This is a genomic window from Streptomyces sp. NPDC048288 (genome assembly GCF_043201555.1).
Taxonomy (GTDB): Bacteria; Actinomycetota; Actinomycetes; order Streptomycetales; family Streptomycetaceae; genus Streptomyces.
Window position 1 is genome coordinate 43,488 of the sequence record NZ_JBICZD010000024.1, and the last position, 23,085, is coordinate 66,572.

Below are 23,085 nucleotides of genomic sequence, written 5' to 3' on the forward strand. Positions count from 1 at the left end.
TGATCGGTGTCTCGCCCGGCTGACGCAACCCCCGCGAACAAGGCAGACTGACGGGGTGAATCGGGATGTCTAGGGGGACGGGCATGGACGGTGGAGCGCGGGTACCGGAACAGCGGCGCCCCGACTCCTCGGCGGACGCGGCGGCGTTGCGTTTCAGCGTGCTCGGTCCGGTGCGCGCCTGGCGCGAGGAGGAGCCGCTCAACACCGGCTCCCCGCAGCAACGCGCGCTGCTCGCGGCCCTGTTGCTGCGCGAGGGCCGGACGGCGACCGCGGCCGAGCTGATCGACGCGCTGTGGGGCGCCGAGCCGCCGTCGCAGGCGCTGGCGGCGGTACGGACGTACGCCTCCCGGCTGCGCAAGGTGCTGGACTCCGGGGTGCTGGTCAGCGAGTCCGGCGGGTACGCGGTGCGGGGGCTGCGCGAGGACGCCCTGGACCTGGCGGTGGCCCAGGAGCTGGCGGCGGAGGCGGAGAAGGCGAAGAGCGCCGGGATCCTGCGCCAGGCCCGGGACGTGCTGAACCGGGCCCTGGCCCTGTGGGACGGCGAACCGCTGGCCGGGGTGCCGGGCCCGTTCGCGGACACCCAGCGGGTCCGCCTGGAGGAATGGCGGCTCCAACTCCTCGAATCCCGCCTGGACATGGACCTGGAACAGGGCTACCACGCGGAAGCCGTCTCGGAACTCACGGCGCTGACCGCGGCCCACCCGCTGCGCGAACTCCTGCGCGAGCTGCTGATGCTGGCCCTGTACCGCAGCGGCCGTCAGGCGGAGGCGCTCGCGGTGTACGCGGACACCCGCCGGCTGCTGGCGGAGGAGCTGGGCGTGGACCCGCGCCCGGAACTCCGTGAACTCCAGCAGCGGATCCTGCAGGCGGACCCCTCGCTGGCGGAGCCGTCCGCCCCGGCGCCGGAACCGGTGGCGGTCCCGGTGCGCCCGGCCCAGCTCCCGGCCACCGTCCCGGACTTCACCGGCCGCGCCTCCTTCGTCGCGGAGCTGGGCGAGGTGCTGGCGTCGGCGGAGGGCCGGGTGATGGCCGTGTCGGCGCTCGCGGGCATCGGGGGCGTCGGCAAGACGACCCTCGCGGTCCATGTCGCCCACCAGGCCCGGTCGGCCTTCCCCGACGGCCAGCTGTACGTCGACCTCCAGGGCGCGGGCGCCCGGGCGGCGGAGCCGGAGACGGTCCTCGCCTCCTTCCTGCGGGCGCTGGGCACGGCGGACTCGGCGATCCCCGACTCCCTGGAGGAGCGGGCGGCCCTGTACCGCTCGCTCCTGGACGGCCGCCGGGTGCTGGTCCTCCTGGACAACGCCCGGGACGCGGCCCAGGTCCGCCCGCTGCTGCCGGGCACCGAGGGCTGCGCGGCGCTGATCACGTCCCGGGTGCGGATGGTGGACCTGGCCGGGGCCCATCTGGTGGACCTGGACGTGATGTCCCCGGACGAGGCGCTCGCGCTCTTCGTCAGGATCGTCGGCGTGGAGCGGGTGGCGTCCGAGCGGGAGGCCGCCCTGGACGTGGTGGCCGCCTGCGGCTTCCTGCCGCTGGCCATCCGCATCGCCGCGTCCCGGCTGGCGGCCCGCCGCACCTGGACGGTCTCGGTGCTGGCGGCGAAGCTCGCCGACGAACGCCGCCGGCTGGACGAGCTGCAGGCCGGGGACCTGGCGGTGAAGGCGACCTTCGAACTGGGCTACGGCGCCCTGGAGCCGGCCCAGGCACGGGCGTTCCGGCTGCTGGGTCTCGCGGACGGCCCGGACATCTCCCTGGCGGCGGCCGCGGCGGTCCTCGGTCTCCCCTCGGAGGAGACGGAGGACCTCCTGGAGGCCCTGGTCGACACGTCGTTGCTGGAATCGGCGGCGCCGGGCCGCTACCGCTTCCACGACCTCGTACGGCTCTACGCGCGTGCATGCGCGGAACGGGACGAGGAGCCGCCGAGTGAGCGGGCGGCGGCGCTGTCGCGCCTGCTGGACTTCTATCTGGCGACGGCGGTGGAGGTGTACGCGATCGAGCGGCCGGGGGAGCGCGCGCTGGACCACCTGAGCCCTAGCACCTACCCCGGCCTCGCCTTCTCCGACCGGGACAAGGCGCTGGACTGGCTGTTCACCGAGGCGAGCGGGCTGCTGGCGGCGGTGCAGCAGGCCGGTACGGCGGACCGGCTGCGGCGGGCGGCCGACCTCCTCTTCGCGGCCGTGGACCTCGGGGAGTCCGGGATCGGCGCACGGCAGTACGTCCGGGCGGCCACCGCGGTGATCTCGGCGGCCCAGCGGCACGGCGACGCCTACGCCGAGGGCCGGGCCCGCCTCATGCACAGCCATCTGCTGGGTGTCTCCGGCCAGTTCGCGGAGTCGGACCGGGAGGCGGGGGCGGCACTGCGGCTCGGTCTCACCGCCGAGGACCCCGTGGTGTGCGCCCAGGCGCCCAACCAGCAGGGCATCATCGCGCTTTACGCGGGGCGCCACGAGGAGGCCGAGCAGCACCTCACCCAGGCCCTGGCCGCCTTCCGGGCGGACCGCAACACGCCCGGTGAGGCCAGCGCCCTGTGCAACCTGTCCCGGGTGCACCTCGCGACCGGCCGTACCGAGAGCGCGGTCTCCCTGGCCCGCCAAGGGGTCACCAGCTACGAACGCGACGACAACGGGATGGCGCTGCGCCTGGCCAACGGCAAGTACGCGCTGGGTCTTGCGCTGACCAGCGCGGGCGAGACCCGGCTGGCCCTGGAGACCCTCACGGACGCGCTGGCCATGTTCCAGGACGCCCGGCAGCAGCTGTGGCACGGCATGACGCTCTTCCGGATCGCCGAGCTGCACCTGGCCGACGACAGTCCGGCCCAGGCGGCGGCCTGCGCGGAACAGGCGCTGGCCGTGCTGCACGGCATCGGCGGGGAGTGGCGGCGCGCCAACATCCTCACCGCGCTGGGCAGCGCCCTGCACGGCATCGGCCAGACCGACCGCGCGAAGGTCTGCTGGCAGGAGGCCCTGTCGGTGTACGAGGCGGCGGGCTCGCCGGAGGCGGCGGACGTACGGAAGCTGCTGGCGGGCGCCCTCGTGGTCTAGGGCGGGCCGGGGGCCTCGGGGGCGTTCATCGTTCGTTTATCGCCGACCGGCACTCTCAGTGGTGCCGGATCGTCGCGTCGGGGGGCAGACGGCTCGGTGCGATGGCCGCACCACTAGGGTGAACGGCCGTGCGAAGCCCGCCCGGGGACCCACGGGGGAGTCACCGGGCGGGCATTCCCCGCACAGTTCCGTCCCGTTCTCAAGGAGTCATCCCATGGCCGACACCACCGGCACCGTCACACCCGACGACTTCCACGCCACGAGCGAGCCGGCCGCCGCCGACGCGGAGGCCGCCGCGCACGCCGCCTCTCTCATCGTCGGCGAGAAGCCGGCCTCGGACGCCGCGGCCGCCGACGCCGAACCGGCCGCGGACGCGGCCACCGGTGACATCACCACCAAGGACTTCCACGCCACGGCGGAGCCGCTCGTCACGCCCGACGACTTCCACGCGACGGGCGAGAAGGCCTGACCCAGGACCACACCCGGACGGGGACGGCCGCGGCGGCGCGGAGGGGGAGCCGCCGCGGCCGAGGTGTGTTCAAGGAGAGGTTCAGGTCAATGCGTGGCGAGAACTGTTCGATTTACTCGAACTTTTGATCCTTTCAACTAGCGTCGGGAGCGTTCGGATCTCCCCTCCTGACAGGAGTCGAAGTGACCCGCACCAAGAAGATCGTCGCCACTGTCGCTCTCGTGCTCGGCGCCACCGCGGCCGCCGCGAGCCCGGCCCTGGCCGAGAACCACGCCACCGTCACGCCGCAGAACAGCCACGCCACGGTGGTCACCCCGGCCGACAACCACGCCTCCGTGGTCACCCCGGCGGAGAACCACGCCACGGTGGTCACCCCGGCGGAGAACCACGCGACGGTGGTCACCCCGGCGGAGAACCACGCGACGTCCCTCGCGGTGTAAGGCCACGCGGGTGCCGCACTGAATCGTTCCACGGGGCCGGGCTCTCGCCCGGCCCCGCTGCGTCGGCGCCCTCACCCGCGCCACCGGGATCCCGCAGCATCCGCGAACGCGCTCCGTCCCGTTCGCCCCGCCGCCACCCGGGCGTCGCGGCCGGGGGCCAGGGTCGGGTGTCATGGGTTCCGACCGGAAAGCACCCGCTGTGGTAGTGAAGGTCGTTCAGTTCGTGCCGCTCGCCGCGCTCGCGGTGCTGCTGCTCGACTCGGCCACCGACTTCTTCCCCGACGACCCGATCGCGGGGATCCTCACGCCGACCCGGCTCACGCTGCTGCTCGGGCTGGTGGCGCTGCTCGTCCCGCCGGAGCGGGCCCGGTTGCGGGACTTCCGGACGCGGCTGGACCTGCCGGTGGCGCTGCTCGTCGCGGCCGCGGTGGCGGCGACGTACGGCGGCGGGCATCCAACGGCCCCGCTGCGCGGGCTGCTGACGGTCGTGGCGACGTACTACCTCGTCGTGGGCGTGCGCCGCACCCGGCCGGAGTCCTGGCGCGCGGTCGGGCTGCTCGCCCTCGCCGGGGTCACCGCGGCGAGCACCAGCGCGTTCTCGCAGGTCACCAACGGCACCTCGACCGGGTTCTGCCGGACCGGCCTGCTCACCGACGTCGCCTGTGACGCGGGCGGCGGCGATGTGCTGATCCGCGCCACCGGCACCTTCGCCAACCCCAACCTGCTCGGCGCCTGCCTGGTGCTGCTGCTGCCGTTCGCGCTGCTCGCCGCGGTCGCCGTGGACGAGCGCACGGCACGGACGGCGATCGTCGTGATGGTCCTCATCGGGTACGGGGCGCTGGTCACCACCTTCTCCCGGGCCGAGTACGTCGCGGCCGCCGCCGGGCTGCTCGTGCTCGGCGGCGCCTACTGGCTGGCGCCCCGGCTCGCCGACCGGGCACAGCGGCGGGTGCTCGCGGTGGTGGGCGGGCTGGGTCTGCTCGCCGCCGCCGGGGTGATCTGGGGAGTGTCCCGGGCCGGGGACTCGCTGGGGGTGCGGGGGCAGGCCTGGCGGGCCGCGCTGCGGGTGGCCCGGCAGAATCCGCTGGGGGTGGGGCTCGGGCGGTCCGGTGACGCCATCTCCGCCGCGGCGCCCGGCGAGCGGGTGTTCGTGCACGCGCACAACCTGTGGCTCAACTGGCTGGTGGAGACCGGGCCTCTCGGGCTGCTGGCCGTCGTCGCGGTGACCGTCGTCGCCTGGGCGAGCGCGGGCCGGGCCGCGCGCGAGAAGTCCGTGCTCGGTACGTTCGGACTGGCCTCGCTGACCGGGTTCTTCCTCGCCGGCATGCTGGACGACCCGGCCAACCTGGACCGGATCAGCATGCTGTTCTGGCTGGTGCTGGGTGTGGTGATGGCCGAGGCCCCGGCGGGGTGGCGTCGGCGTCCCGCCGCGCCCGTGGTCCTGGACGACGACACCATCGTCCTCACCGTGCCCCGGCAGCCCCGCCCCGGCCGGCGCCCGGTGGCCGCGCGCACGGGACCGGCCCGGGGCCTGTCCTAGCCCGTCCGCCCGCGCAGCTCCCCCTTCACCACCTTCCCGCTCGCGTTGCGCGGCAGCTCCGCCACGAACTCCACCGTGCGCGGCACCTTGTAGTTGGCCATCTCGCGGCGGGCCCAGGCGATCAGGTCGTCCCCCGTGAGGACCGAGGCCGGCCGGCGCACCACGTACGCCTTGCCGACCTCGCCCAGCCGGGCGTCCGGGACGCCGATCACCGCGACGTCGGCCACCTCCGGGTGCAGGCCGAGCAGTTGCTCGATCTCCGCCGGGTAGGCGTTGAAGCCGCCGACGATGAACATGTCCTTCAGCCGGTCGGTGATCCGGAGGTTCCCGGCCTGGTCCAGGACGCCGACGTCGCCGGTGCGCAGCCAGCCGTCCGGGGTCACGGCGCCGGCCGTCGCCGCCGGGTCCTCGTAGTAGCCGCGCATCACGTTGAAGCCCCGGACCAGCACCTCCCCGCTCTCGTCCACGCGCACCTCGGTCCCGGGTATCGCCCGCCCCGACGTCGACGCGATCACCGTCGGGTCGTCGCCCCGGCGGCACATGGTCACGATCCCGCTCGCCTCCGAGAGGCCGTAGGCGGTGAGGACCGTCTCGACGCCGAGTTCGCCGCGCAGGCGTTCCACGAGCCGCAGGGGTACGACGGCGGCTCCCGTCACCACCAGGCGCAGCGCGGACAGGTCGTGGGCGTCGCGCGCCGGGTGGTCCAGGAGGGACTGGTGGAGGGTCGGGGGGCCGGGGAGCACCGACACCCGCTCCGCCGCCACGTTGGCCAGCACCGTCGCCACGTTGAACACCGGCTGCGGGATCATCGTCGCGCCCCGCATCAGGCAGGCGATCACCCCGGCCTTGTAGCCGAAGGTGTGGAAGAAGGGGTTGACGATCAGATAGCGGTCGTCGCCGCGCAGGCCCGCGAGGTCGGCCCAGACCTCGTAGGCGCGCAGGGTCTGGGCGTGCGTGATCACCGCGCCCTTGGGGCGGCCGGTGGTGCCCGAGGTGAAGACGATGTCGGAGAGGCAGTCGCCGTCCAGCCCGGCCGCGCGGGCGGCGACCTCCCGTGCCCCGACCCCTTCCCCGGCCGCCAGGAAGTCCTTCCAGGTGCGGAAGTCGACCGGTGCGTCCTCCGAGAGCACCACCACGTCCCGCAGCGCGGGCAGCCCGGGCAGCGGCCCCGGGCCGTCCCCGTCGCCGTCCCCGGTCCCCTCCCCCGCCGCCCTGCGCAGCGACGCCACGTACGAGGTCCCCAGGAAGGTGCCCGTGACGAACAGCAGCCGGGCCCCGCTCCGGCGCAGCACGTCCGCCGCCTCCGCCCCCTTGAAGCGGGTGTTCAGCGGGACCAGCACCCCGCCCGCGGAGACCGCGCCCAGCGCCGCGACGATCCAGTCCAGGGAGTTGGGCGCCCAGATCCCCACCCGGTCGCCCGTCTCCACGCCCGCGGCCAGGCAGGCGGCCGCGGCCCGTTCCACCCGGGCGCCCAGTTCGGCGTATGTGATCCGGGTACGGCCGTCCACCACCGCCTCGGCGTCCGCGTACCGCGCCGCCGCCGACCGCACCAGTCCCGGAACGGTCCCCCACTCCATGTCACCGCGCACAACCGGCCTCCCCTCACGCATAGCTGACTGTCCGTCAGATTAGCTGTAGCCTGACGACCTGTCAGCAAGCCGCGAGAGCCGTGGAGGTGCGGGCGCATGGCCGGTCCGAAGGGCTTCAAGGGCATCAAGGACGCCACCGCCATCGTCGGGATCGGACAGACCCGCTTCGCGAAACGGCTCGACGAGGACGAGAAGACCCTGGCCTGCCGGGCCGTCCTCGCCGCCCTCGACGACGCCGGGATCGCCCCCGGCGAGGTCGACGCGCTCGCCTCCTTCACCATGGAGGAGACGGACGAGGTGGAGCTGGCGAAGGCGGTCGGCCTCGGGGACCTCACCTTCTTCAGCAAGGTGGGGTACGGCGGGGGCGGCTCCTGTGCCACGGTCGCGCACCTCGCCGGCGCGATAGCGAGCGGGCAGGCGACCGTGGGCATCGCGTGGCGGTCCCGGAAGCGCGGCAGCGGCCCCCGCCCCTGGACCAACACCGCCGTCCAACTGCCCACCCCCGCCCAGTGGACCCGCCCCTACGGCCTCCTCCGCCCCGCCGACGAGATCGCCATGCTCACCCGCCGCTACATGCACGAGTACGGCGCCACCCGCGACCACCTCTTCAACGTCGCCCTCGCCTGCCGCAACCGCGCCAACCAGAACCCGGCCGCCGTCATGTACGACCGCCCCCTCACCCGCGAGATGTACATGAACGCGCGCTGGATCAGCGAACCCCTCTGCCTCTTCGACAACTGCCTGGAGACGGACGGCGCGCTGGCCTGCGTGATCGTCAGCAGCGAGCGCGCCCGCGACTGCCGGCGGACCCCCGTCTACGTCCACTCCGCCGCCCAGGGCCTGCCCGCCCAGCACCACGGCATGGTCAACTACTGGAACGACGACCCCCTCACCGGCCCCGCCTGGACCGCCGCCCGGCACCTGTGGAAGCACGCCGACCTCACCCCGGAGGACATCGACGTCGCCCAGATCTACGACGCCTTCACCGCCCTGGTCCCGCTCTCCCTGGAGGGGTACGGCTTCTGCGGCCGGGGCGAGGGCGGGGCGTTCACCGAGCAGGGGGCGCTGGAGACCGGTGGGCGGCTGCCGATCAACACCGGGGGCGGCGGGCTCAGCGAGGCCTACGTGCACGGCTTCAACCTCATCACCGAGGGCGTCAAGCAGCTGCGCGGCACCAGTACCGCCCAGGTTCCCGGTGCCGCCAGCTGCCTGGTCACCGCCGGCGAGGGCGTCCCGACCTCCGCCCTCCTCCTCACCAACCGGAGCTGAGATGCTGCGACCGGCCATCGACACCGACGGCGCCCCCTTCTGGGAGTACGCGGCGCTCGGCGAACTCCGCGTCCAGGCCTGCGCCGACTGCCGTGAACCCCGCTTCCCGCCCCGCCCCTGCTGCCCGCACTGCCAGTCCTTCGCGAGCGAGTGGCGGCCGACGAACGGGCGCGGCCGGATCTGGTCGTACGTCGTCCCGCACCCGCCGCTGCTGCCCGACTACGCCGCCCAGGCGCCGTACAACGTCGTCGTCGTGGAACTCGACGACGCGCCCCGGGTGCGGCTTGTGGGCAATGTCGTCGCCGCGGCCGGGGCGCCGCTCGACTCGACCGGGCCCGAGCGGATCCGGATCGGGGCGCGGGTGCAGGCCGTCTTCTCGGACGGTCTTGTGCAGTGGGTCCTGGAGCGGCCGTGAGTCCGCGCCTGGACGTGGACAAGGAGACCGGGGTCGCCGTCGTCACCCTCGACCGGCCCGAGCGGCTCAACGCGATCGACCTGGCGACGGCGGCCGAACTGACCTCCCTCTGGCGGGCGTTGCGCTTCGACGACACCGTGCGGGCCGTCGTCCTCACCGGAGCCGGCAGCCGCGCCTTCAGCACCGGCCTGGACCGGGACGCCGTGGTGCCGCAGCCCTCCTCGCCGTACAGCCAGGACGATCCGCTGATCGCCGTGGGACCCAAGGCGAACGACCTGTGGAAGCCGGTGATCGCCGCGGTGGCCGGGATGGCCTGCGGCGGCGCCTTCTACCTCCTCGGCGAGGCGGACTTCGTCATCGCCGAGGAGGACGCGACCTTCTTCGACCCGCACACCTCGTACGGCATGGTCAGCGCCTACGAGTCGGTGCTGCTGGCCCAGCGGATGCCGTACGGCGAGGTGGCCCGGATGGTGCTCATGGGCAACGCCGAGCGGGTCTCCGCCCGGCGGGCGTACGAGGTGGGGCTGGTGTCCGAAGTGACCGGGCCCGGGCGGGCGTTGGAGGCCGCCGTGCGCTGCGCGACCGTCATCGCCGGGTATCCGGCGGAGGGGGTGCAGGGCAGCGTACGGGCCCTGTGGGCGGCGAAGGAGGCGACGCGGGAGCGGGGCTGGGCACAGGCACCGCACCTGATCGCCCTGGGCAACCTGCCCGACGACCGCCAGGCGGAACTCTTCGGCAACCGCACCCGCACCGCCCCCCGCGTCCGCTGAGCCACGCGTGGCGGCGCGCACCACTCGGGCGTAACGTTCGCTGCGGGAGCCGACTCCCACCCCGAACGACGGCCGCCGTGCACAGCCCTTCCGTGCGAGTGCTACGACGGCCGTCCCGGTTGTCCGCGGCCCGGTGGGGGCTGGTCGCGCAGTTCCCCGCGCCCCTTACGGGGCGCTGCACTCACGTCGTGCGGGCCGTCCCCGTTCCCTTCTCCGCGTCCAGCGCGTACACGCAGCGGTCCTTGCTGCAGGCGTACACGACGCCGTCCCGTACCACCGGTGACCCGGTGATCTCCCCGCCAGTGGCCAGCTTCCACCGCAGCCGGCCGTCGTCGGCCTTCAGCGTGTACAGCAGATGGTCGGTGGAGCCGAAGTGGATGCGGCCCTCGGCCACGGCCGGCGCCCCCACCACGTCGCCGCCCGCCTGGAAGCGCCACTTGGGCGTCCCGGTGACCGCGTCGAGGGTGTACAGCCCCTTGCCGCTGCCGACGTGGACATGGCCCGCGGCCACCAGCACCGGCTCGATCGACGCGCGGGCCTCGGTCGCGATGCGCCAGCGGTCGCGGCCGTCGGTGGCGTCGAGGGCGTAGACCGTGCCGAGGTAGTCGGCGAGGTAGATGCCGCCGCCGGTGACCGCGGGTCCCGGCACGAAGGCCGGCGGGGAGAGGAACACCGCCGGTGCCTCGAAGTGCCAGCGCACGCGCCCCGTCGCGGTGTCGAGGGCGATGACCCGGGTGCCCGCGGAGGCGTACACGAAGCCGTCGTCCGCGTGGGTGAGGCGGACCGGGACGCCGCCGCAGGAGGCCGCGTCGCCGATGGGGTAGGACCAGCGTTCGTCGCCGGTCCGGGCGTCCAGCGCGCGCAGCCGCGCGTCCTGCCAGACGAAGACCGTGCCGTCGTGCAGGGACGGCCCGGACTCGGGGGACTCGAAGTCGGTCTGGGCGCCGGACAGCTCCCAGAGTCTCTGCCCGTTGGATGCCTCCCAGGCCTGGACCCCGCCGCCCCGGGTACCGGTGACGAGCGTGCCGCGGCCGGCCTTGAGGGAGTACACCCAGGCGTCGGTGGACAGCCGCCACAGGTCGCCGCCCTCACGGGCCTCCAGGGCGAACAGGGTGGGGCCGTCGGAGGCGTGGATGCGGCCGTCGGCGACCGCCATGGACCAGGCGACGTCCCGGGTCTTGAAGCGGCGCCGGCCGGTGGCCACGTCGAGGGCGTGCACCTCGAAGGAGGTGACGTAGACGAGGTCGCCGTCGACGGACGGGGTGCCCCAGACGTCGTTGGACATCCGGAACCGCCAGGGGCGCCAGCCGGACGCCGTCTCCGGCGGCAGGGCGGGCACCGGCGGTACGGCGGGGTCGACGCCGTTGACGCCGGGGTGCGGGCGGGACCAGCTGGCCACCAGGCCGGCCTCGGGCGGCGGCGCCTTGACGGCGGCGGCGCGGGTGTCGGAGACGCGCGGGCCGGGCCCGATGGGCACCTGGGCGCCGGCCAGGCGGACCGGGCCGGTGTCGGGGGCGGGGCCGGGCGCGCCGACGGGGACCGGGGCCGGGACGACGGGGTCGTAGGAGGGCGGCGGGGGGACGGCGGGACGGCCGCCGCCGCGCCCGCCGGAGGGGTGCGCGGAGGGTTTCACGGCCGGCCGGCCGCCGCGGCGGGACTCGATCAGCCCGACCGCCTTCTCGGGCAGCCAGGCCGAGGCCGTACCGCTGTCGTCGGAGCCGGAACCGAACAGGTGCGGGGCCAGCTGGGCCTGGAGGTCGGCCGGGTTGGGGCGGGCGGTGGCCTCCATCTGCATACAGGACTCGATGAGCGGACGCAGTTCGTCCGGGAGCCCTTCGAGGTCGGGTCCCTCGCGGAGCAGCATGAAGACGGTCTCGACCGGGTTGGCGCCGTGGAACGGCGGGTGGCCGGTGGCGGCGAAGACGAGCATGGAGCCGAGCGAGAACACGTCGCTCGCGCCGGTCACCGACCGGGAGTCCTTGGCCTGCTCCGGCGACATGTAGGCGGGCGTACCGACGGCGACGTTCGTCATCGTCAAACGCGTGTTCGACACGCCAGACGCGATACCGAAGTCGATGACCCGGGGGCCGTCCTCGACGACGAGGACGTTGGAGGGCTTGAGGTCCCGGTGGACCAGTCCGGCGCCGTGGATCGACTGGAGCGCCTCGGCGACGCCCGCCGCGAGCCAGCGCACCGCCTGGGCCGGCATCGGCCCGCAGTCGTTCACTATCTCTTCGAGGGACGGCGCGGGCACGTACGCGGTCGCGAGCCACGGCACGGCGGCACGCGGGTCGGCGTCGACGACGGCGGCCGTGTAGAAGCCGGAGACCGCCCGGGCCGCCTCCACCTCGCGCGTGAAGCGGACCCGGAACAGCTGGTCCTCGGCGAGCTCGGTCCGGACCGTCTTGATCGCCACGCGCCGGCCGGACGCCGAGCGCGCGAGATAGACCAGCCCCATGCCGCCGGCCCCCAGCCGTCCCAGCACCTCGAACGGCCCGATCCGCCGCGGATCGTGCTGCGTCAGCTGATCCACCACTTGCCTGCCACCTCCCCGTACGGGCCCCGTCCACCCACATATGTACGCGACCCCGTGCAGCGTCTCACCACCGGCACCGCCGTGGCGGCACGCACCCCGATTCTTCCTGGCCCGGGCACAGGTTGCGAACCCGGAGATCAATCGGGGTGTCTTATGACAAAGCGAGACATTTACTCGCCGACAGCCGTGGTTTCGTGGCTTCTGAGCCGTTGTTCCCTGGCTTCTAGCGTTGCAGCAGCGCGAAGGACGCCCCTTGATTGTCGGTGACGACGGCCACTTTTCCGTACGACGTCTCGAAAGGCGCCGCCTGGACCCGGCCGCCGAGCTCCTGTACGGCGCCGACCGCGGCCGTCACGTCCCCGGTACGGAAGTGGACGACGAACTGCGGCGGCATCCCGGGGTGGAAGACGTCGGAGACGGGGGCCCGGCCGAAGTCCGGGTCGGCGTCCGCGCCGAAGAGGGCCTCGGTGAAGAGGTGCCCGTAGAAGGTGTTGGCCGCGTCGATGTCCGTGGTGTACAGCTGCGCCCAGGCGAAGCCGCCGGGGGCGTGCCGGACGCCGAAGCCGGGGTGGCCCGCGGCCTGCCAGAGGCCGAAGACGGCGCCCTGGGGGTCGGCGACGAGCGCGGCGGTGCCGAGGTCGCGGACCGGCGCGGGCTCGCTGACCACCTGCCCGCCGGCCGCGAGGACGCGCCGGGTGAGCTCCCGGGCGTCCGGGGTCGCGAAGTACACCGTCCAGACGGTGGGCATCCGGCCGTCCCGCTTCCGCGCCAGCCTGGCCACCGCCGCGCCGCCGAGCCGGGCCCACACGGAGCCGGGGCCGCCGCCGGCGTCCTCGAAGGTCCACCCGAAGAGCCCGCCGTAGAACCGCTTGCCCGCCTCGACGTCGGGCAGCTGCACGTCCACCCAGCACGGGACGCCCTCGGTGTATCCGGATGCCCTGTTTTCGGCCATGTCGTCAAAGTAACCGCCCGGCCCGCACCGCGCAGACCGTCCGCGCTCCGGGAGTGACCGGCGCTTTCCCCTCCGGGCAGGCGCCTCGCACATCCGTGCACCCCATTTGCAGTCGGCCGAATCGCGCTCCGATCACCCCTCGGTAAGCTGACGGCATGACAGGACAAGTGCGTACCGTCGACGGCCGCGTGGCCGGCCGGCGTGGGCAGGCGACCCGGCAGAAGCTGCTCGACTGCCTCAGCGAGATGCTCAGCTCCTCCCCTTACCGGGACGTCAAGGTCATCGATGTCGCCCGGAAGGCGGGTACTTCGCCCGCGACCTTCTACCAGTACTTCCCGGACGTCGAGGGCGCCGTCCTGGAGATCGCCGAGCACATGGCCACCGAGGGCGGTCAGTTGACCGAACTGGTCGCCGGGCGCTCCTGGGTCGGCAAGGCCGGCTGGGCGACCGCCCAGGAACTCGTCGACGGTTTCCTGGAGTTCTGGCGGAAGAACGACGCGATTCTCCGCGTGGTCGACCTCGGCGCGGCCGAGGGGGACAAACGGTTCTACAAGATCCGTATGAAGATCCTGAACTCGGTGAACAACTCCCTGTCCGATTCCATCGCGGAGTTGCAGTCCAAGGGCAAGATCGACAAGGACGTGAACCCGGCGGCCGTCGCCGGTTCGCTGGTAGCGATGCTCGCGGCGGTCGCCGGACACCAGAAGGGCTTCCAGACCTGGGGTGTGAAGCAGGCCGAACTCAAGCCGAACCTCGCGCTGTTGGTGCACCTGGGTGTGACCGGGAAGAAACCCACGAAGTAACCCGCACGGCAACACACCCTCCGGGTCCTGTCTGGCAGGCGGCGGTTCACACGCAGCGGTGAACCACCGCCTGTCGTGCTACGCCGGCAGCGGCCGGTCCCGCACCACGTGCTTCATCACCAGCGTCGAGTTGAGGCGCTGCACCCCCGGCAAGGTCGCGAGCCGTTCGTCGTACAGCCGCTGGAAGGCGGCGAGGTCGGCGGTGGCCACCCGCAGCAGGTAGTCGGGCTCGCCGAACAGCCGCTGCGCGTCCAGCACATGGGGGATCTCCGCGAGCTCCCGCTCGAAGTCGGCGACCGTGTCCCGGTCCTCCTGCCGCATGGACACGAAGACCAGCGCCTCGAAGGTCAGCCCGACGGCGGCCGGGTCCACCACCGCCCGGTACCCGCTGATCGCCCCCGACCGCTCCAGCTCGCGCAGCCGCCGGTGACAGGGCGAGACACTCAGCCGCACCCGCCCGGCCAGCTCGGTCACGGTCAGCCGCCCGTCCTGCTGGAGCTCGGCAAGAATTTTCCGGTCCACGTCGTCCATGGGGTAGATCTTCCCCCGGAACCGTGGTCTTCGAGCAAATTTCGACAACACCTTCGGGCCATTCGCGCCTAATGTCCCTTCCATGAACACCGGACCCCTGATCTCCTTCCTCGCCGTCGACCTGCTGCTGGTGTGCGTACCGGGTGCCGACTGGGCGTACGTGATCGCCGCCGGAGTGCGCGGCCGCTCGGTGACCCGGGCGGTGGCGGGCCTGATGACCGGGTACGCGCTGCACACCGCGCTGGCGGTGGCGGGTCTCGCGGTGCTGGTGGCGGGCTCGCCCGCGCTGCTCACGGTCCTGACGGCGGCCGGCGCCGGCTACCTGATCCGGCTGGGCTGGACCGTGCTGCGCCGCCCGGCGGTACCGCAGGAGGCGGCCGCCGCCCCGGAGGGCTTCTGGCGGGGCGCGGCGATCAGCGGCCTGAACCCCAAGGCGCTGCTGCTCTACCTGTCCGTGCTCCCGCAGTTCCTGGTCACCCGGGGCGACCACCCGCCCATAGCCCTCCAGACGGCCGTGCTCGGCGCCCTCCACATGGCCTGCTGCACCGCCGTCTACCTGACCGTCGGCACCCTCGCCCGCCGCTTGCTCGCGGCCCGCCCGAGGGCGGCGCGGGCGGTCACCCGCACCTCGGGGGCGGCGATGCTGGGCATCGGCGCGCTGCTGCTGGCGCAGCACGCCCTGTGATCACCGCGGGTCGAGCCGGAAGACCCGCAGCTCCCGTTCCACCCGCTCCTGGTAGGTGGCGTACGGCGGCCAGAACACCAGCAGCTCCCGCCAGGCGGCCGCCCGCTCCTCCCCCGCCAGCAACCGCGCGGCGACCGGGACGTCCCGCCCCTTCCAGCTGATCTCGGCGTCGGGATGCCTGAGCAGGTTGTAGGTCCAGGCCGGGTGGTCGGGCCGGCCGTAGTTGGACCCCACGAGGAACCAGCCGTCGCCGTCGGGCATGCACGCGAGGGGCGTACGGCGCGGCCGCCCGCTGCGCGCCCCGGTGGACGTGAGGATCACGCCCGGCAGCATCTGGGCGCTGAGCAGCACCTTGCCCCGGCTGAGCCGGTGGACGGCCCGGTCCATGGCCGGGACCACGTGCGGGGCGACCTTCAGGAACCCGCGGGTGCCCGCCACCTTCCGCACCAGCCGTTCGCCGATCACATCGCCACCGCCCCTCGCTCGAACAGCCCCGCCGAGGCGGCCGCGTGGCCGCGCAGCCGGTGCACGGGCCCGAAGAGCAGCTCGTCCCCGGCCGCGCGCTTGAAGTACAGATGCACCTCGTGCTCCCAGGTGAACCCGACCCCGCCGTGCAGCTGGATCCCCTCCCCCGCGGCGGCCCGCAGGGCCTCCAGCGCCTGCGCGAGGGCCAGCCCGCCCACCTGCTCCCCGTGCGCGGTCGCCCAGGCCGCGTAGTAGGCGGCCGACCTGGCCGCCCGCACCGCCACGTACACATCGGCCAGCCGGTGCTTGACGGCCTGGAAGGACCCGATCGCCCGCCCGAACTGCTCGCGCTGCTTCACGTACTCCACGGTCCGCTCCAGCGCCCGGCCGGCCGCTCCCACGGCCTCGCCCGCGAGCACGGCGGCGACGGAGTCGCCGAGGGCGGCGAGGGCGGGGCGGATGTCGGTGTCCTGGTCCGCCCCGAGCAACTCGGCGGGAACGTGCCGTAGTTGGATCCGGGCCTGGCCGCGCGTGGTGTCGAGGGCGGTCCGCCGGGTCCGTACGACCCCGGCCGCGTCGCCCGCCACCAGGAAGAGGAGGACGCGCGAGCGGGCGTACCCGCCCGCGTGGGCCGGGACGAGCAGCAGTCCGGCGCTGTGCCCGTCGAGGACCTGGTCGGCCTCGCCGTACAGCCGCCATCCGTCGTCCCCGTGCCTGGCCTGGATCCCGCCGGACCGCCCGCCGCCGGCCCAGTCGCCGCCGTGCGCGTCGGTCAGGGCGAGGGCGGCGCCGAGCCGGGTGCCGGGGACGGCGAGGGCGGCGGTGCGGCTGCCGTCGGCGATCCCCGGGAGCAGTGCCGCGCGCTGGGCCTCGGTGCCGAGGGCGAGCAGCAGCGGAGCGGCGAGGACGGCGGTGGCCAGGAACGGGGAGGGGGCGAGGGCCCGCCCCAACTCCTCCGCCGCCAGCGCGACTTCGGTGACGGAGCAGCCGACGCCGCCGTACGCCTCGGGGAGCGCGAGCCCGGCCAGGCCGAGTTGTTCGCTCAGGGCGGTCCACAGGCCAGGGTTGTGGCCCTCCGGCCGGTCGACGGCGGCCCGCACGTCCTCCGTACCGCATCGCTTGTGGAGCAGTTCACGCAGGGCGCGCCGGATCTCGTCCTGCTCGTCGGTGAAGCGGGCGTCCATGACCGGACCTCCTGACGATCTGACGGCCCGTCATGCTAGGCGTACCGGATGCAGATGCACAGAGGCGGAGTCCGGCGGATCTGATGTACCGTCAGATTCATGACTGGACCCCGCAAGGTCGCCGTCGTCGGTGTCGCCCTCTCGGACTGCGGTCGCGTGGACGACGCCACCCCCTACGCCCTGCACGCCCAGGCGGCCCGCCGCGCGCTGGCCGACGCGGGCCTCGGCCGGGAGGTGGTCGACGGCTTCGCGTCGGCGGGCCTCGGCACCCTGGCCCCGGTGGAGGTCGCCGAGTACCTGGGCCTGCGCCCCACCTGGGTGGACTCCACCTCCGTCGGCGGCTCGACCTGGGAGGTCATGGCGGCGCACGCGGCGGACGCGATCGCGGCGGGCCGGGCGAACGCGGTCCTGCTGGTGTACGGCTCGACGGCCCGCGCCGACATCAGGGCGGGCCGCCGGACCGGGAACCTGTCCTTCGGCGCCCGCGGCCCCCTGCAGTTCGAGGTCCCCTACGGCCACACCCTCATCGCCAAGTACGCGATGGCGGCCCGCCGCCACATGATCGAACACGGCACGACCATCGAGCAGTTGGCCGAGGTGGCGGTCCAGGCGCGGGCGAACGCGGCACTGAACCCGGAGGCGATGTTCCGCACCCCGGTCACGGTCGACGAGGTCCTGTCCGGGCCGATGATCGCCGACCCCTTCACCAAGCTGCACTGCTGCATCCGCTCGGACGGCGGCGCCGCGGTGCTGCTGGCCGCCGAGGAGTACGCGCGGGACTGCCGCACGGCGCCGGTGTGGGTGCTCGGCAGCGGTGAGTGCGTCTCCCACGCGACGATGTCGGAGTGGCCGGACTTCACGGTCTCCCCGGCGAAGGTCAGCGGCGAACTGGCCTTCCGGCGGGCCGGGGTCGACCCCTCCGACATCGACTTCGCCGAGATCTACGACGCGTTCACCTACATGACGCTGGTGACCCTGGAGGACCTGGGCTTCTGCGCCAAGGGCGAGGGCGGGGCGTTCGTGGAGAAGGGGCGGCTGCGCGTGGCCGGAGGGGAGCTTCCCGTGAACACGGACGGGGGCGGGCTCTCGGCCCAGCATCCGGGGATGCGGGGGCTGTTCCTGCTGGTGGAGGCGGTACGGCAGCTGCGCGGGGAGGCCGGTGACCGGCAGGTGCGGCGGGCCGGCGGCGGACTGCCGGAGCTGGGGGTGGCCTCGGGCACGGGCGGCTGGTTCTGCTCGTCCGGCACGGTGGTGCTGGGGCGGGACTGATCCGGGGCGCGACCGATCCGGGGGCGGAACCGATCCGGGGGCGGCGGCAACCTTTCGCGCGACGGCGGCAACCTTTCCGGCTTCGGCGGCAACTACCCACCGGAAGCTTCGAAGTTCATTCGTTCGAAGGACGTGCACCGCCGACATCGCGTAAGGATTCCTCCGTGGCCTCCTCCTCACATCGCCGACGCCCGCGCCCGGAACCGGACTTCCAGTGGCGACCGGTCCGCGGCCCGCTGCTCGCGGTGGCGGCCGTCGCCGCCGTCGCCCTGGTCGTCACGCTGATCGTGGCCTTCCGGCCGGGCGACACGTCCGGCGGCGGACAGGACCGGGCGGTGTCCGACGTCGGGGCGGTGACGAGCGCGACGCCGACCGTGCCGGACTCGGCGTCCCCGACCTCGCCGAAGCCCTCGGCGACGGCATCGACCCCCGCGGCGGGCAAGCGCACCGCCCCGCCCGCGTCCGCGACCCCGTCCACCACGGCCACCCCCGCCCCCACCCGGCGGGCGACGAGCGGCACGGCCCGCACCCCGTCCACCACCACGGCCCCGGCGGCCGGCCGGATCCGCCCCGGGACGACGTACGACGGGGTCGCCACCTCCTACGACGTCGGCAACGGCGACGGCGCCTGCTCGTTCGGCCCGACCTCCGACGTGATGACCGCGGCCATGAACACCGCGGACTACGAAACGGCGAAGGCCTGCGGGGCGTACGTCTCCGTCCGCGCGGCGAGCGGCAAGTCCATCACCGTACGGATCACCAACGAGTGCCCGGCGCCCTGCGCGGTCGGCCAACTCGACCTCAGCCGACAGGCGTTCGCGAAGCTCGCGCCCCTGTCGGCGGGCCGGATCGCGATCACCTGGAGCCTGCTCAGCCCGGCCACCTCCGACACCGTCTCGATCCGCTACAAGACCGGATCCACCCAGTACTGGTGCGGCATCCAGGCGATCGGCCACCGCAACCCGCTGGCCCGCCTCGAAGTCCGCACCGGCGGCGGCTGGCTGGCGCTGACCCGGACCGAGTACAACTACTTCCTCTCCGAACAGGGCACCGGCTGCGGCACCGAGCTCCGGCTCACCGACATCTACGGGGAGCAACTCGTCGTCCCCGCGCTCGCGGTACGCGCGGACGTGGTCCAGCGGACCGGGGTGCAGTTCGCCCGGCACTGAGCGGAAACGGGGGTTTCCTGCACGCGGCGGCCCGGGTTTCAAGAGCACTGTCGTCACGCATGACCCACCTGCCGCACAGTTCGAAGCCTCGGGTGTACTGGGCGATGACCGCGGTGATACTGCGCCGGCCGATCGGGGGCCACCACTGCGGCCTGGCGCAGAACATGACCGGCGGGAAGCTGACCCTCGGGGCAGTGCTGCACGGCTGGAGGAGTGGGAACGGGACATCACCGCACAGGCCGAGGCACCGCTGCGGGCACGGCAGATGTGCGAGGCGACGGACCTGGAGACCGCGCCCAACACCCAGGAGACCGCGGCATCCTGCCTCTGGCCGACGAACGCTACGGATCAGGCGCTGATGTCCGTGGCAGCTCCGGCGGGCAGCCAGCGGAACCGGTTGCGGATGTCGTCGGGTGCACGGGCGAGTTCAAGTTCGATGGCCTCGCGGCCTTCGTGAAAGTGGTGCCAGCCCTCGTAGTGGACGGGGATGGCGGTGACGGGCCGTAGCAGACCACAGAGATCCACAGCCTGGGCGGCGGTCATGGTGTAGCGGACGGGGCCGGTGATAGGGAAGCGCACGCCACCGAGATGCAGCAGCGCGGTGCCCACGGTCAGTCGCCGGGCCACCTCGCGCACACCGCCGTACAGGACGGTGTCCCCGGAGATCCACAGCGCACCGTGCTGCTGGCCTTCCCAGGTGAGGGCGAAGCCGGTCACCTGTCCGGTCAGGGGCCGGGACAGGGGTGGGCCGTGGCGGCCCGGGGTGGCCGTGACGTCGATGGTGGGGCGCCCGGGGGCGTGCAGGCGGGTCACCGTCCAGGGGGCGAGGCCGTGGGCGTTCGAGCCGAGACGGCGGGCGCCGGCCGGGGTGGTGAGGACGGTCCGGGCGATGCGCAGGACATCACGTCCGGTGCGGTCGAGGTTGTCGCCGTGGTGGTCGTGGCTGAGCAGGACGGCGTCGATCGGCGGCAGGTCCGCCGCGGCGAGGGCAGGGCCTGTCGACTTGTGGGACGAGGTGCCCCACCCGAAGGTGTAGCGCTCTCCGGGCGGGTCGAAGGTGGGGTCGGTCAGCAGCCGCCAGCCGCCGGTCTCGATGAGGATGGTCGGGCCGCCGATGTGGGTGATGTGCAGGTCGCTCATGCGGGTTCCTCCCCTGGGCCCGGGACGACGGCCGTCGCCCCGGGCCTGGCGCGTGCCGCGGGTACGTGGTCAGGCGTGGGCGAGGGCCCAGTCCAGGGCGTGGTCGGCTACCTCTTCCCAGCCGTCCTGGGCGGGCATCAGATGGGAGCGGCCCTCGAACGTCTTGACCTCCGTGACCGTGCCTTCTGCCTTGTAGTGCTTGGCGTTGGACTGCTGCACCTTGGGCGGCATGAGATGGTCGTGCTCGCCCGAGAGGAACAGCAGTGGAGCCCGGCGGGCGTTGTGGTAGTCGACGTGGGTGTCGGTGTGGCCCGGGTGGACGTTGGCCAGCGCGCTGCCCCACACGATGCGGCCGGGTGCGGGGATGTGATAGCGCCGGTAGGTGGCCTGGGCTTGCTCCTCGGGGAAGGTGTTGGTGAAGGCATAGCGCCAGTGGTCGTAGTCGAAGCCGACGGCGCGATGGCGGTTGGCCGGGTTCTTCAGGACCGGGAAGGTGGAGCGGACCTGGGACAGGGGGACGACGGGCACGCCCTCGGTGGGCGCGGAGTTGATCGCGACTCCGGCCGCGCCGAAGCCGCGGTCAAGGAGGATCTGGGTGAACGCGCCGCCGGCGGAGTGCCCCATGATGACCGGTGGACGGTCCAGTTCGGTGATGGCCTTCTCCAGGGCGGAGATGATGGCGGGGACGGTCACGGTCTCGACGGGGGTCGGGTCGGCGTTGAGGGCCTCGACCTCCACCTCGAATCCGGGGTAGGGCGGGGCGATGACGCGGAAGCCCTTGTTCTGGTAGTGGGTGATCCAGTTCTCCCAGGCGCGTGGCGTCACCCAGAAGCCGTGGACGAGGACGATCGTGTCGGGTTGCATCGTGTGCTCCTCAGCGGGTGGCCTGATAGGCGGCTTGGACCTGGCGGACCACGGTGTCCGGGTGGGACATCATCACGACGTGGGACGAGCCCTTGACCTCGACGGTGCGGCTGTGGGCGCGCTCGGCCATGAAGCGCTGGGCGGCGGCCGGGATGACGTTGTCGTCGGTGGGGATGACGTACCAGGACGGCAGGTCCTTCCAGGCAGGTGCGCCGCTCAGGCCGGCCAGTCCGCCGACGCTGCCGGGACGTTGGGCGGCGGCCATCAGCCGCGTCTGGGCGGCGGGCAGGTCGGCGGCGAACACCTCGCGGAACTTCGCCGGGTCGATGTAGCCGTCCGTGCCGGTGCCTCCGTCGGGCAGTGGGTAATCGCGGGTGATCAGCGCGTCCCGTAGTTTGCTGCCGGGGAACTTCCCCGCCAGTTGCAGCGCGCTTTCGCCCTGGTCGGGGGCGAAAGCGGCGACGTACACGAGTGCCTTGACGTTGGTGTGGCCGCGGGCCGCGTTGGTGATGACCTCGCCGCCGTAGGAGTGCCCGACCAGGATGACCGGGCCGTCGATCGACGCGAGGACGCTGGAGACGTAGTCCGAGTCGCCGCTCAGGTCGCGCAGCGGATTGGCGACGGCGATGACCGGGTAGCCCGCCTTCTGCAAGCGGGCGATGGTCGGATACCAGCCGGAGGCGTCGGCGAAGACACCGTGCACGAGCACCACGGTGGGTTGGGGGCCGGGGTGAGCGGGCGTCGCGGAGACCGGGGCGAGGGTACCGCCAGTGCCGAGGACGAGGGCCGCCGCGGCCAGTGCGGTGCCGAGCACGCGCCGGCGGGCCGGACGAGGGGTGGAGTTCATCTCGTGGCTCCTGAGATCGGGCGTCCCGGCGAGGGCGTCGCCGGGGACGCGGGACGCGGGCTGCTCAGGTGGTGAGGAAGTCCACCAGGTCGGCGGCGAGCTGTTCCTTGTGCGTGTCGGTGATGCCGTGCGGGGCGCCGGGGTACACCTTCAGGGTCGCGTTCTTGATCCGCTCGGCCGATGCCTTGCCGCCGACCTCGAACGGGACGACCTGGTCGTCGTCGCCGTGGATGACCAGCGTGGGTACGTCGATGGCGTCCAGGTCGGCGCGGAAGTCGGTGGCGGAGAACGCGGCGACGCACTCGTAGGCGCCACGGTGGCCGGCCTCGAGACCCTGGCGCCAGAACGCGTCCCGGATGCCGGGCGAGACGTCCGTGCCGGGGCGGTTGTTGCCGAAGAACGGCCCGTCGGCGAGATCGCGGTAGAGCTGTGAACGGTCGGCGAGCGAGCCGGCGCGGATCGCGTCGAAGGTCTCCACCGGTACGCCGCCGGGGTTGTCGTCGGTCTTGAGCATGAACGGCGGTACGGCGGAGACGAGGACGACCTGGGCGAGGCGGGAGGTGCCGTGTCGGCCGACGTACCGGGCGACCTCGCCGCCACCGGTGGAGAAGCCGACCAGGGTGGCGTCGCGCAGGTCGAGGGCCTCGATCAGGGCGGCGAGGTCGTCGGCGTAGGTGTCCATCTCGTTGCCGTCCCACATCTGCTCGGACCGGCCGTGTCCGCGCCGGTCGTGGGCGATGGCCCGGAAGCCGTGGGTGGCCAGGAACAGCTGCTGCGACTCCCAGCTGTCGGAATTCAGCGGCCAGCCGTGACTCAGCACGACCGGGCGGCCGCTCCCCCAGTCCTTGTAGTAGATCTGCGCTCCGTCGGATGCGGTGACAAATGGCATGGAAATCCTCCCGGCTGAAGGGCTTTCTGTTCCGGATGCGACGAGCCCGGCGACGGCGAGTTCCCGCGCCGCTCGCGCGGCATCCCCAGCAACTCCCGAGGCGGCGTGCCGGCCGGATTTCTTCTCACCGCGACCGGCCGGTTGTGAAGCAGTTGTGAGGGAGCGTGGCACGGACTGGTGGCATCGGCTTGCCCCTGGGCGTCAAGGTCTTGTCTCTG

General features: G+C 73.2%; 21 protein-coding genes. 11 read left to right on the top strand and 10 right to left on the bottom strand.

All coding sequences use genetic code 11. The features are described 5' to 3' along the window. Positions 1–83 precede the first annotated feature (83 nt). The 4 genes from ACGFZS_RS47590 (at position 84) to ACGFZS_RS47605 (ending at position 5,490) form a co-directional block, all read left to right on the top strand. The gene (locus ACGFZS_RS47590; protein ID WP_393800466.1) at positions 84–3,041 is read left to right on the top strand and encodes a BTAD domain-containing putative transcriptional regulator; all 2,958 of its coding nucleotides are present in this window, start codon (positions 84–86) and stop codon (positions 3,039–3,041) included. A 214-nt stretch (positions 3,042–3,255) separates the two neighbouring features. After that, positions 3,256–3,510, top strand: a complete 255-nt coding sequence (locus ACGFZS_RS47595; protein ID WP_393800467.1) for a hypothetical protein — start codon at positions 3,256–3,258, stop codon at positions 3,508–3,510. A gap of 182 nt (positions 3,511–3,692) precedes the next feature. Continuing rightward, positions 3,693–3,950: a hypothetical protein gene (locus tag ACGFZS_RS47600; protein ID WP_393800468.1), complete on the top strand. Its 258-nt coding sequence runs from the start codon at positions 3,693–3,695 to the stop codon at positions 3,948–3,950. 205 nt (positions 3,951–4,155) lie between these two features. Beyond that, positions 4,156–5,490 (top strand): O-antigen ligase family protein, encoded by a 1,335-nt coding sequence (locus ACGFZS_RS47605; RefSeq protein WP_393800469.1) that lies wholly within the window; start codon positions 4,156–4,158, stop codon positions 5,488–5,490. Here the strand turns inward: ACGFZS_RS47605 and ACGFZS_RS47610 are convergent. Then, positions 5,487–7,079: a FadD3 family acyl-CoA ligase gene (locus tag ACGFZS_RS47610; protein WP_393800470.1), complete on the bottom strand. Its 1,593-nt coding sequence runs from the start codon at positions 7,077–7,079 to the stop codon at positions 5,487–5,489. The genes ACGFZS_RS47605 and ACGFZS_RS47610 overlap by 4 nt on opposite strands. Before the next feature lie 96 nt (positions 7,080–7,175). Here ACGFZS_RS47610 and ACGFZS_RS47615 point away from each other — a divergent pair, with 96 nt between their 5' ends. From ACGFZS_RS47615 to ACGFZS_RS47625, 3 genes are read left to right on the top strand one after another with little or no spacing between them, the layout of a single operon-like run. Next, positions 7,176–8,348, top strand: a complete 1,173-nt coding sequence (locus tag ACGFZS_RS47615) for a lipid-transfer protein (protein ID WP_393800471.1) — start codon at positions 7,176–7,178, stop codon at positions 8,346–8,348. A gap of 1 nt (position 8,349) precedes the next feature. Continuing rightward, positions 8,350–8,763 carry a Zn-ribbon domain-containing OB-fold protein gene (locus ACGFZS_RS47620; protein ID WP_393663166.1) on the top strand — a complete coding sequence of 138 codons (414 nt, stop codon included), beginning with the start codon at positions 8,350–8,352 and terminating at the stop codon, positions 8,761–8,763. Further along, a complete protein-coding gene (locus tag ACGFZS_RS47625; RefSeq protein ID WP_393800472.1) occupies positions 8,760–9,533 on the top strand; it encodes an enoyl-CoA hydratase/isomerase family protein in 774 nt (257 codons plus the stop codon). The genes ACGFZS_RS47620 and ACGFZS_RS47625 overlap by 4 nt, the downstream gene beginning before the upstream one ends. A gap of 181 nt (positions 9,534–9,714) precedes the next feature. Here ACGFZS_RS47625 and ACGFZS_RS47630 read toward each other — a convergent pair whose 3' ends face one another. Both ACGFZS_RS47630 and ACGFZS_RS47635 read right to left on the bottom strand, forming a co-directional pair. Further along, entirely contained in the window at positions 9,715–12,069 is a 2,355-nt protein-coding gene (locus ACGFZS_RS47630) for a serine/threonine-protein kinase (protein WP_365688572.1), read from the bottom strand. A 223-nt stretch (positions 12,070–12,292) separates the two neighbouring features. Next, positions 12,293–13,021: a VOC family protein gene (locus ACGFZS_RS47635; protein WP_393800473.1), complete on the bottom strand. Its 729-nt coding sequence runs from the start codon at positions 13,019–13,021 to the stop codon at positions 12,293–12,295. 155 nt (positions 13,022–13,176) lie between these two features. Here ACGFZS_RS47635 and ACGFZS_RS47640 point away from each other — a divergent pair, with 155 nt between their 5' ends. Then, positions 13,177–13,824: a TetR family transcriptional regulator gene (locus tag ACGFZS_RS47640; protein WP_393539050.1), complete on the top strand. Its 648-nt coding sequence runs from the start codon at positions 13,177–13,179 to the stop codon at positions 13,822–13,824. 78 nt (positions 13,825–13,902) lie between these two features. Here ACGFZS_RS47640 and ACGFZS_RS47645 read toward each other — a convergent pair whose 3' ends face one another. Then, positions 13,903–14,355, bottom strand: coding sequence for an Lrp/AsnC family transcriptional regulator (locus ACGFZS_RS47645; protein WP_355708816.1), 453 nt, complete (start codon positions 14,353–14,355; stop codon positions 13,903–13,905). A gap of 82 nt (positions 14,356–14,437) precedes the next feature. Between ACGFZS_RS47645 and ACGFZS_RS47650 the strand changes: the two genes are divergently transcribed. Further along, the gene (locus tag ACGFZS_RS47650) at positions 14,438–15,040 is read left to right on the top strand and encodes a LysE family translocator (RefSeq protein ID WP_393800474.1); all 603 of its coding nucleotides are present in this window, start codon (positions 14,438–14,440) and stop codon (positions 15,038–15,040) included. Here the strand turns inward: ACGFZS_RS47650 and ACGFZS_RS47655 are convergent, their stop codons facing one another. Next, on the bottom strand, positions 15,041–15,505 hold the full coding sequence (locus ACGFZS_RS47655) for a nitroreductase family deazaflavin-dependent oxidoreductase (protein ID WP_393800475.1): 465 nt from the start codon (positions 15,503–15,505) through the stop codon (positions 15,041–15,043). Then, entirely contained in the window at positions 15,502–16,689 is a 1,188-nt protein-coding gene (locus ACGFZS_RS47660; protein WP_393800476.1) for an acyl-CoA dehydrogenase family protein, read from the bottom strand. The genes ACGFZS_RS47655 and ACGFZS_RS47660 overlap by 4 nt, the downstream gene beginning before the upstream one ends. Positions 16,690–16,788: 99 nt before the next feature. Here ACGFZS_RS47660 and ACGFZS_RS47665 point away from each other — a divergent pair, with 99 nt between their 5' ends. Next, a complete protein-coding gene (locus ACGFZS_RS47665) occupies positions 16,789–17,958 on the top strand; it encodes an acetyl-CoA acetyltransferase (protein WP_393800477.1) in 1,170 nt (389 codons plus the stop codon). 164 nt (positions 17,959–18,122) lie between these two features. Then, positions 18,123–19,127, top strand: a complete 1,005-nt coding sequence (locus ACGFZS_RS47670; RefSeq protein WP_393800478.1) for an expansin EXLX1 family cellulose-binding protein — start codon at positions 18,123–18,125, stop codon at positions 19,125–19,127. A 348-nt stretch (positions 19,128–19,475) separates the two neighbouring features. Here ACGFZS_RS47670 and ACGFZS_RS47675 read toward each other — a convergent pair whose 3' ends face one another. The 4 genes from ACGFZS_RS47675 to ACGFZS_RS47690 all read right to left on the bottom strand — a co-directional run bounded on the left by ACGFZS_RS47675 (position 19,476) and on the right by ACGFZS_RS47690 (position 22,867). Beyond that, positions 19,476–20,267, bottom strand: coding sequence for an MBL fold metallo-hydrolase (locus tag ACGFZS_RS47675; RefSeq protein ID WP_393800479.1), 792 nt, complete (start codon positions 20,265–20,267; stop codon positions 19,476–19,478). Between the two features lie 69 nt (positions 20,268–20,336). Beyond that, positions 20,337–21,131 carry an alpha/beta hydrolase gene (locus ACGFZS_RS47680; RefSeq protein ID WP_393800480.1) on the bottom strand — a complete coding sequence of 265 codons (795 nt, stop codon included), beginning with the start codon at positions 21,129–21,131 and terminating at the stop codon, positions 20,337–20,339. 10 nt (positions 21,132–21,141) lie between these two features. Continuing rightward, positions 21,142–21,978 carry an alpha/beta fold hydrolase gene (locus ACGFZS_RS47685; protein ID WP_393800481.1) on the bottom strand — a complete coding sequence of 279 codons (837 nt, stop codon included), beginning with the start codon at positions 21,976–21,978 and terminating at the stop codon, positions 21,142–21,144. 64 nt (positions 21,979–22,042) lie between these two features. After that, the gene (locus tag ACGFZS_RS47690; RefSeq protein ID WP_393800482.1) at positions 22,043–22,867 is read right to left on the bottom strand and encodes an alpha/beta fold hydrolase; all 825 of its coding nucleotides are present in this window, start codon (positions 22,865–22,867) and stop codon (positions 22,043–22,045) included. Positions 22,868–23,085: the final 218 nt, after the last annotated feature.

Coding starts and splice junctions, on each gene's coding strand:
- ACGFZS_RS47690 (WP_393800482.1), bottom strand. CDS start 22,867: ATGCCATTTGTCACCGCATCCGACGGAGCGCAGATCTACTACAAGGAC.
- ACGFZS_RS47675 (WP_393800479.1), bottom strand. CDS start 20,267: ATGAGCGACCTGCACATCACCCACATCGGCGGCCCGACCATCCTCATC.
- ACGFZS_RS47685 (WP_393800481.1), bottom strand. CDS start 21,978: ATGAACTCCACCCCTCGTCCGGCCCGCCGGCGCGTGCTCGGCACCGCA.
- ACGFZS_RS47645 (WP_355708816.1), bottom strand. CDS start 14,355: ATGGACGACGTGGACCGGAAAATTCTTGCCGAGCTCCAGCAGGACGGG.
- ACGFZS_RS47620 (WP_393663166.1), top strand. CDS start 8,350: ATGCTGCGACCGGCCATCGACACCGACGGCGCCCCCTTCTGGGAGTAC.
- ACGFZS_RS47640 (WP_393539050.1), top strand. CDS start 13,177: ATGACAGGACAAGTGCGTACCGTCGACGGCCGCGTGGCCGGCCGGCGT.
- ACGFZS_RS47590 (WP_393800466.1), top strand. CDS start 84: ATGGACGGTGGAGCGCGGGTACCGGAACAGCGGCGCCCCGACTCCTCG.
- ACGFZS_RS47635 (WP_393800473.1), bottom strand. CDS start 13,021: ATGGCCGAAAACAGGGCATCCGGATACACCGAGGGCGTCCCGTGCTGG.
- ACGFZS_RS47680 (WP_393800480.1), bottom strand. CDS start 21,131: ATGCAACCCGACACGATCGTCCTCGTCCACGGCTTCTGGGTGACGCCA.
- ACGFZS_RS47650 (WP_393800474.1), top strand. CDS start 14,438: ATGAACACCGGACCCCTGATCTCCTTCCTCGCCGTCGACCTGCTGCTG.
- ACGFZS_RS47595 (WP_393800467.1), top strand. CDS start 3,256: ATGGCCGACACCACCGGCACCGTCACACCCGACGACTTCCACGCCACG.
- ACGFZS_RS47615 (WP_393800471.1), top strand. CDS start 7,176: ATGGCCGGTCCGAAGGGCTTCAAGGGCATCAAGGACGCCACCGCCATC.
- ACGFZS_RS47660 (WP_393800476.1), bottom strand. CDS start 16,689: ATGGACGCCCGCTTCACCGACGAGCAGGACGAGATCCGGCGCGCCCTG.
- ACGFZS_RS47665 (WP_393800477.1), top strand. CDS start 16,789: ATGACTGGACCCCGCAAGGTCGCCGTCGTCGGTGTCGCCCTCTCGGAC.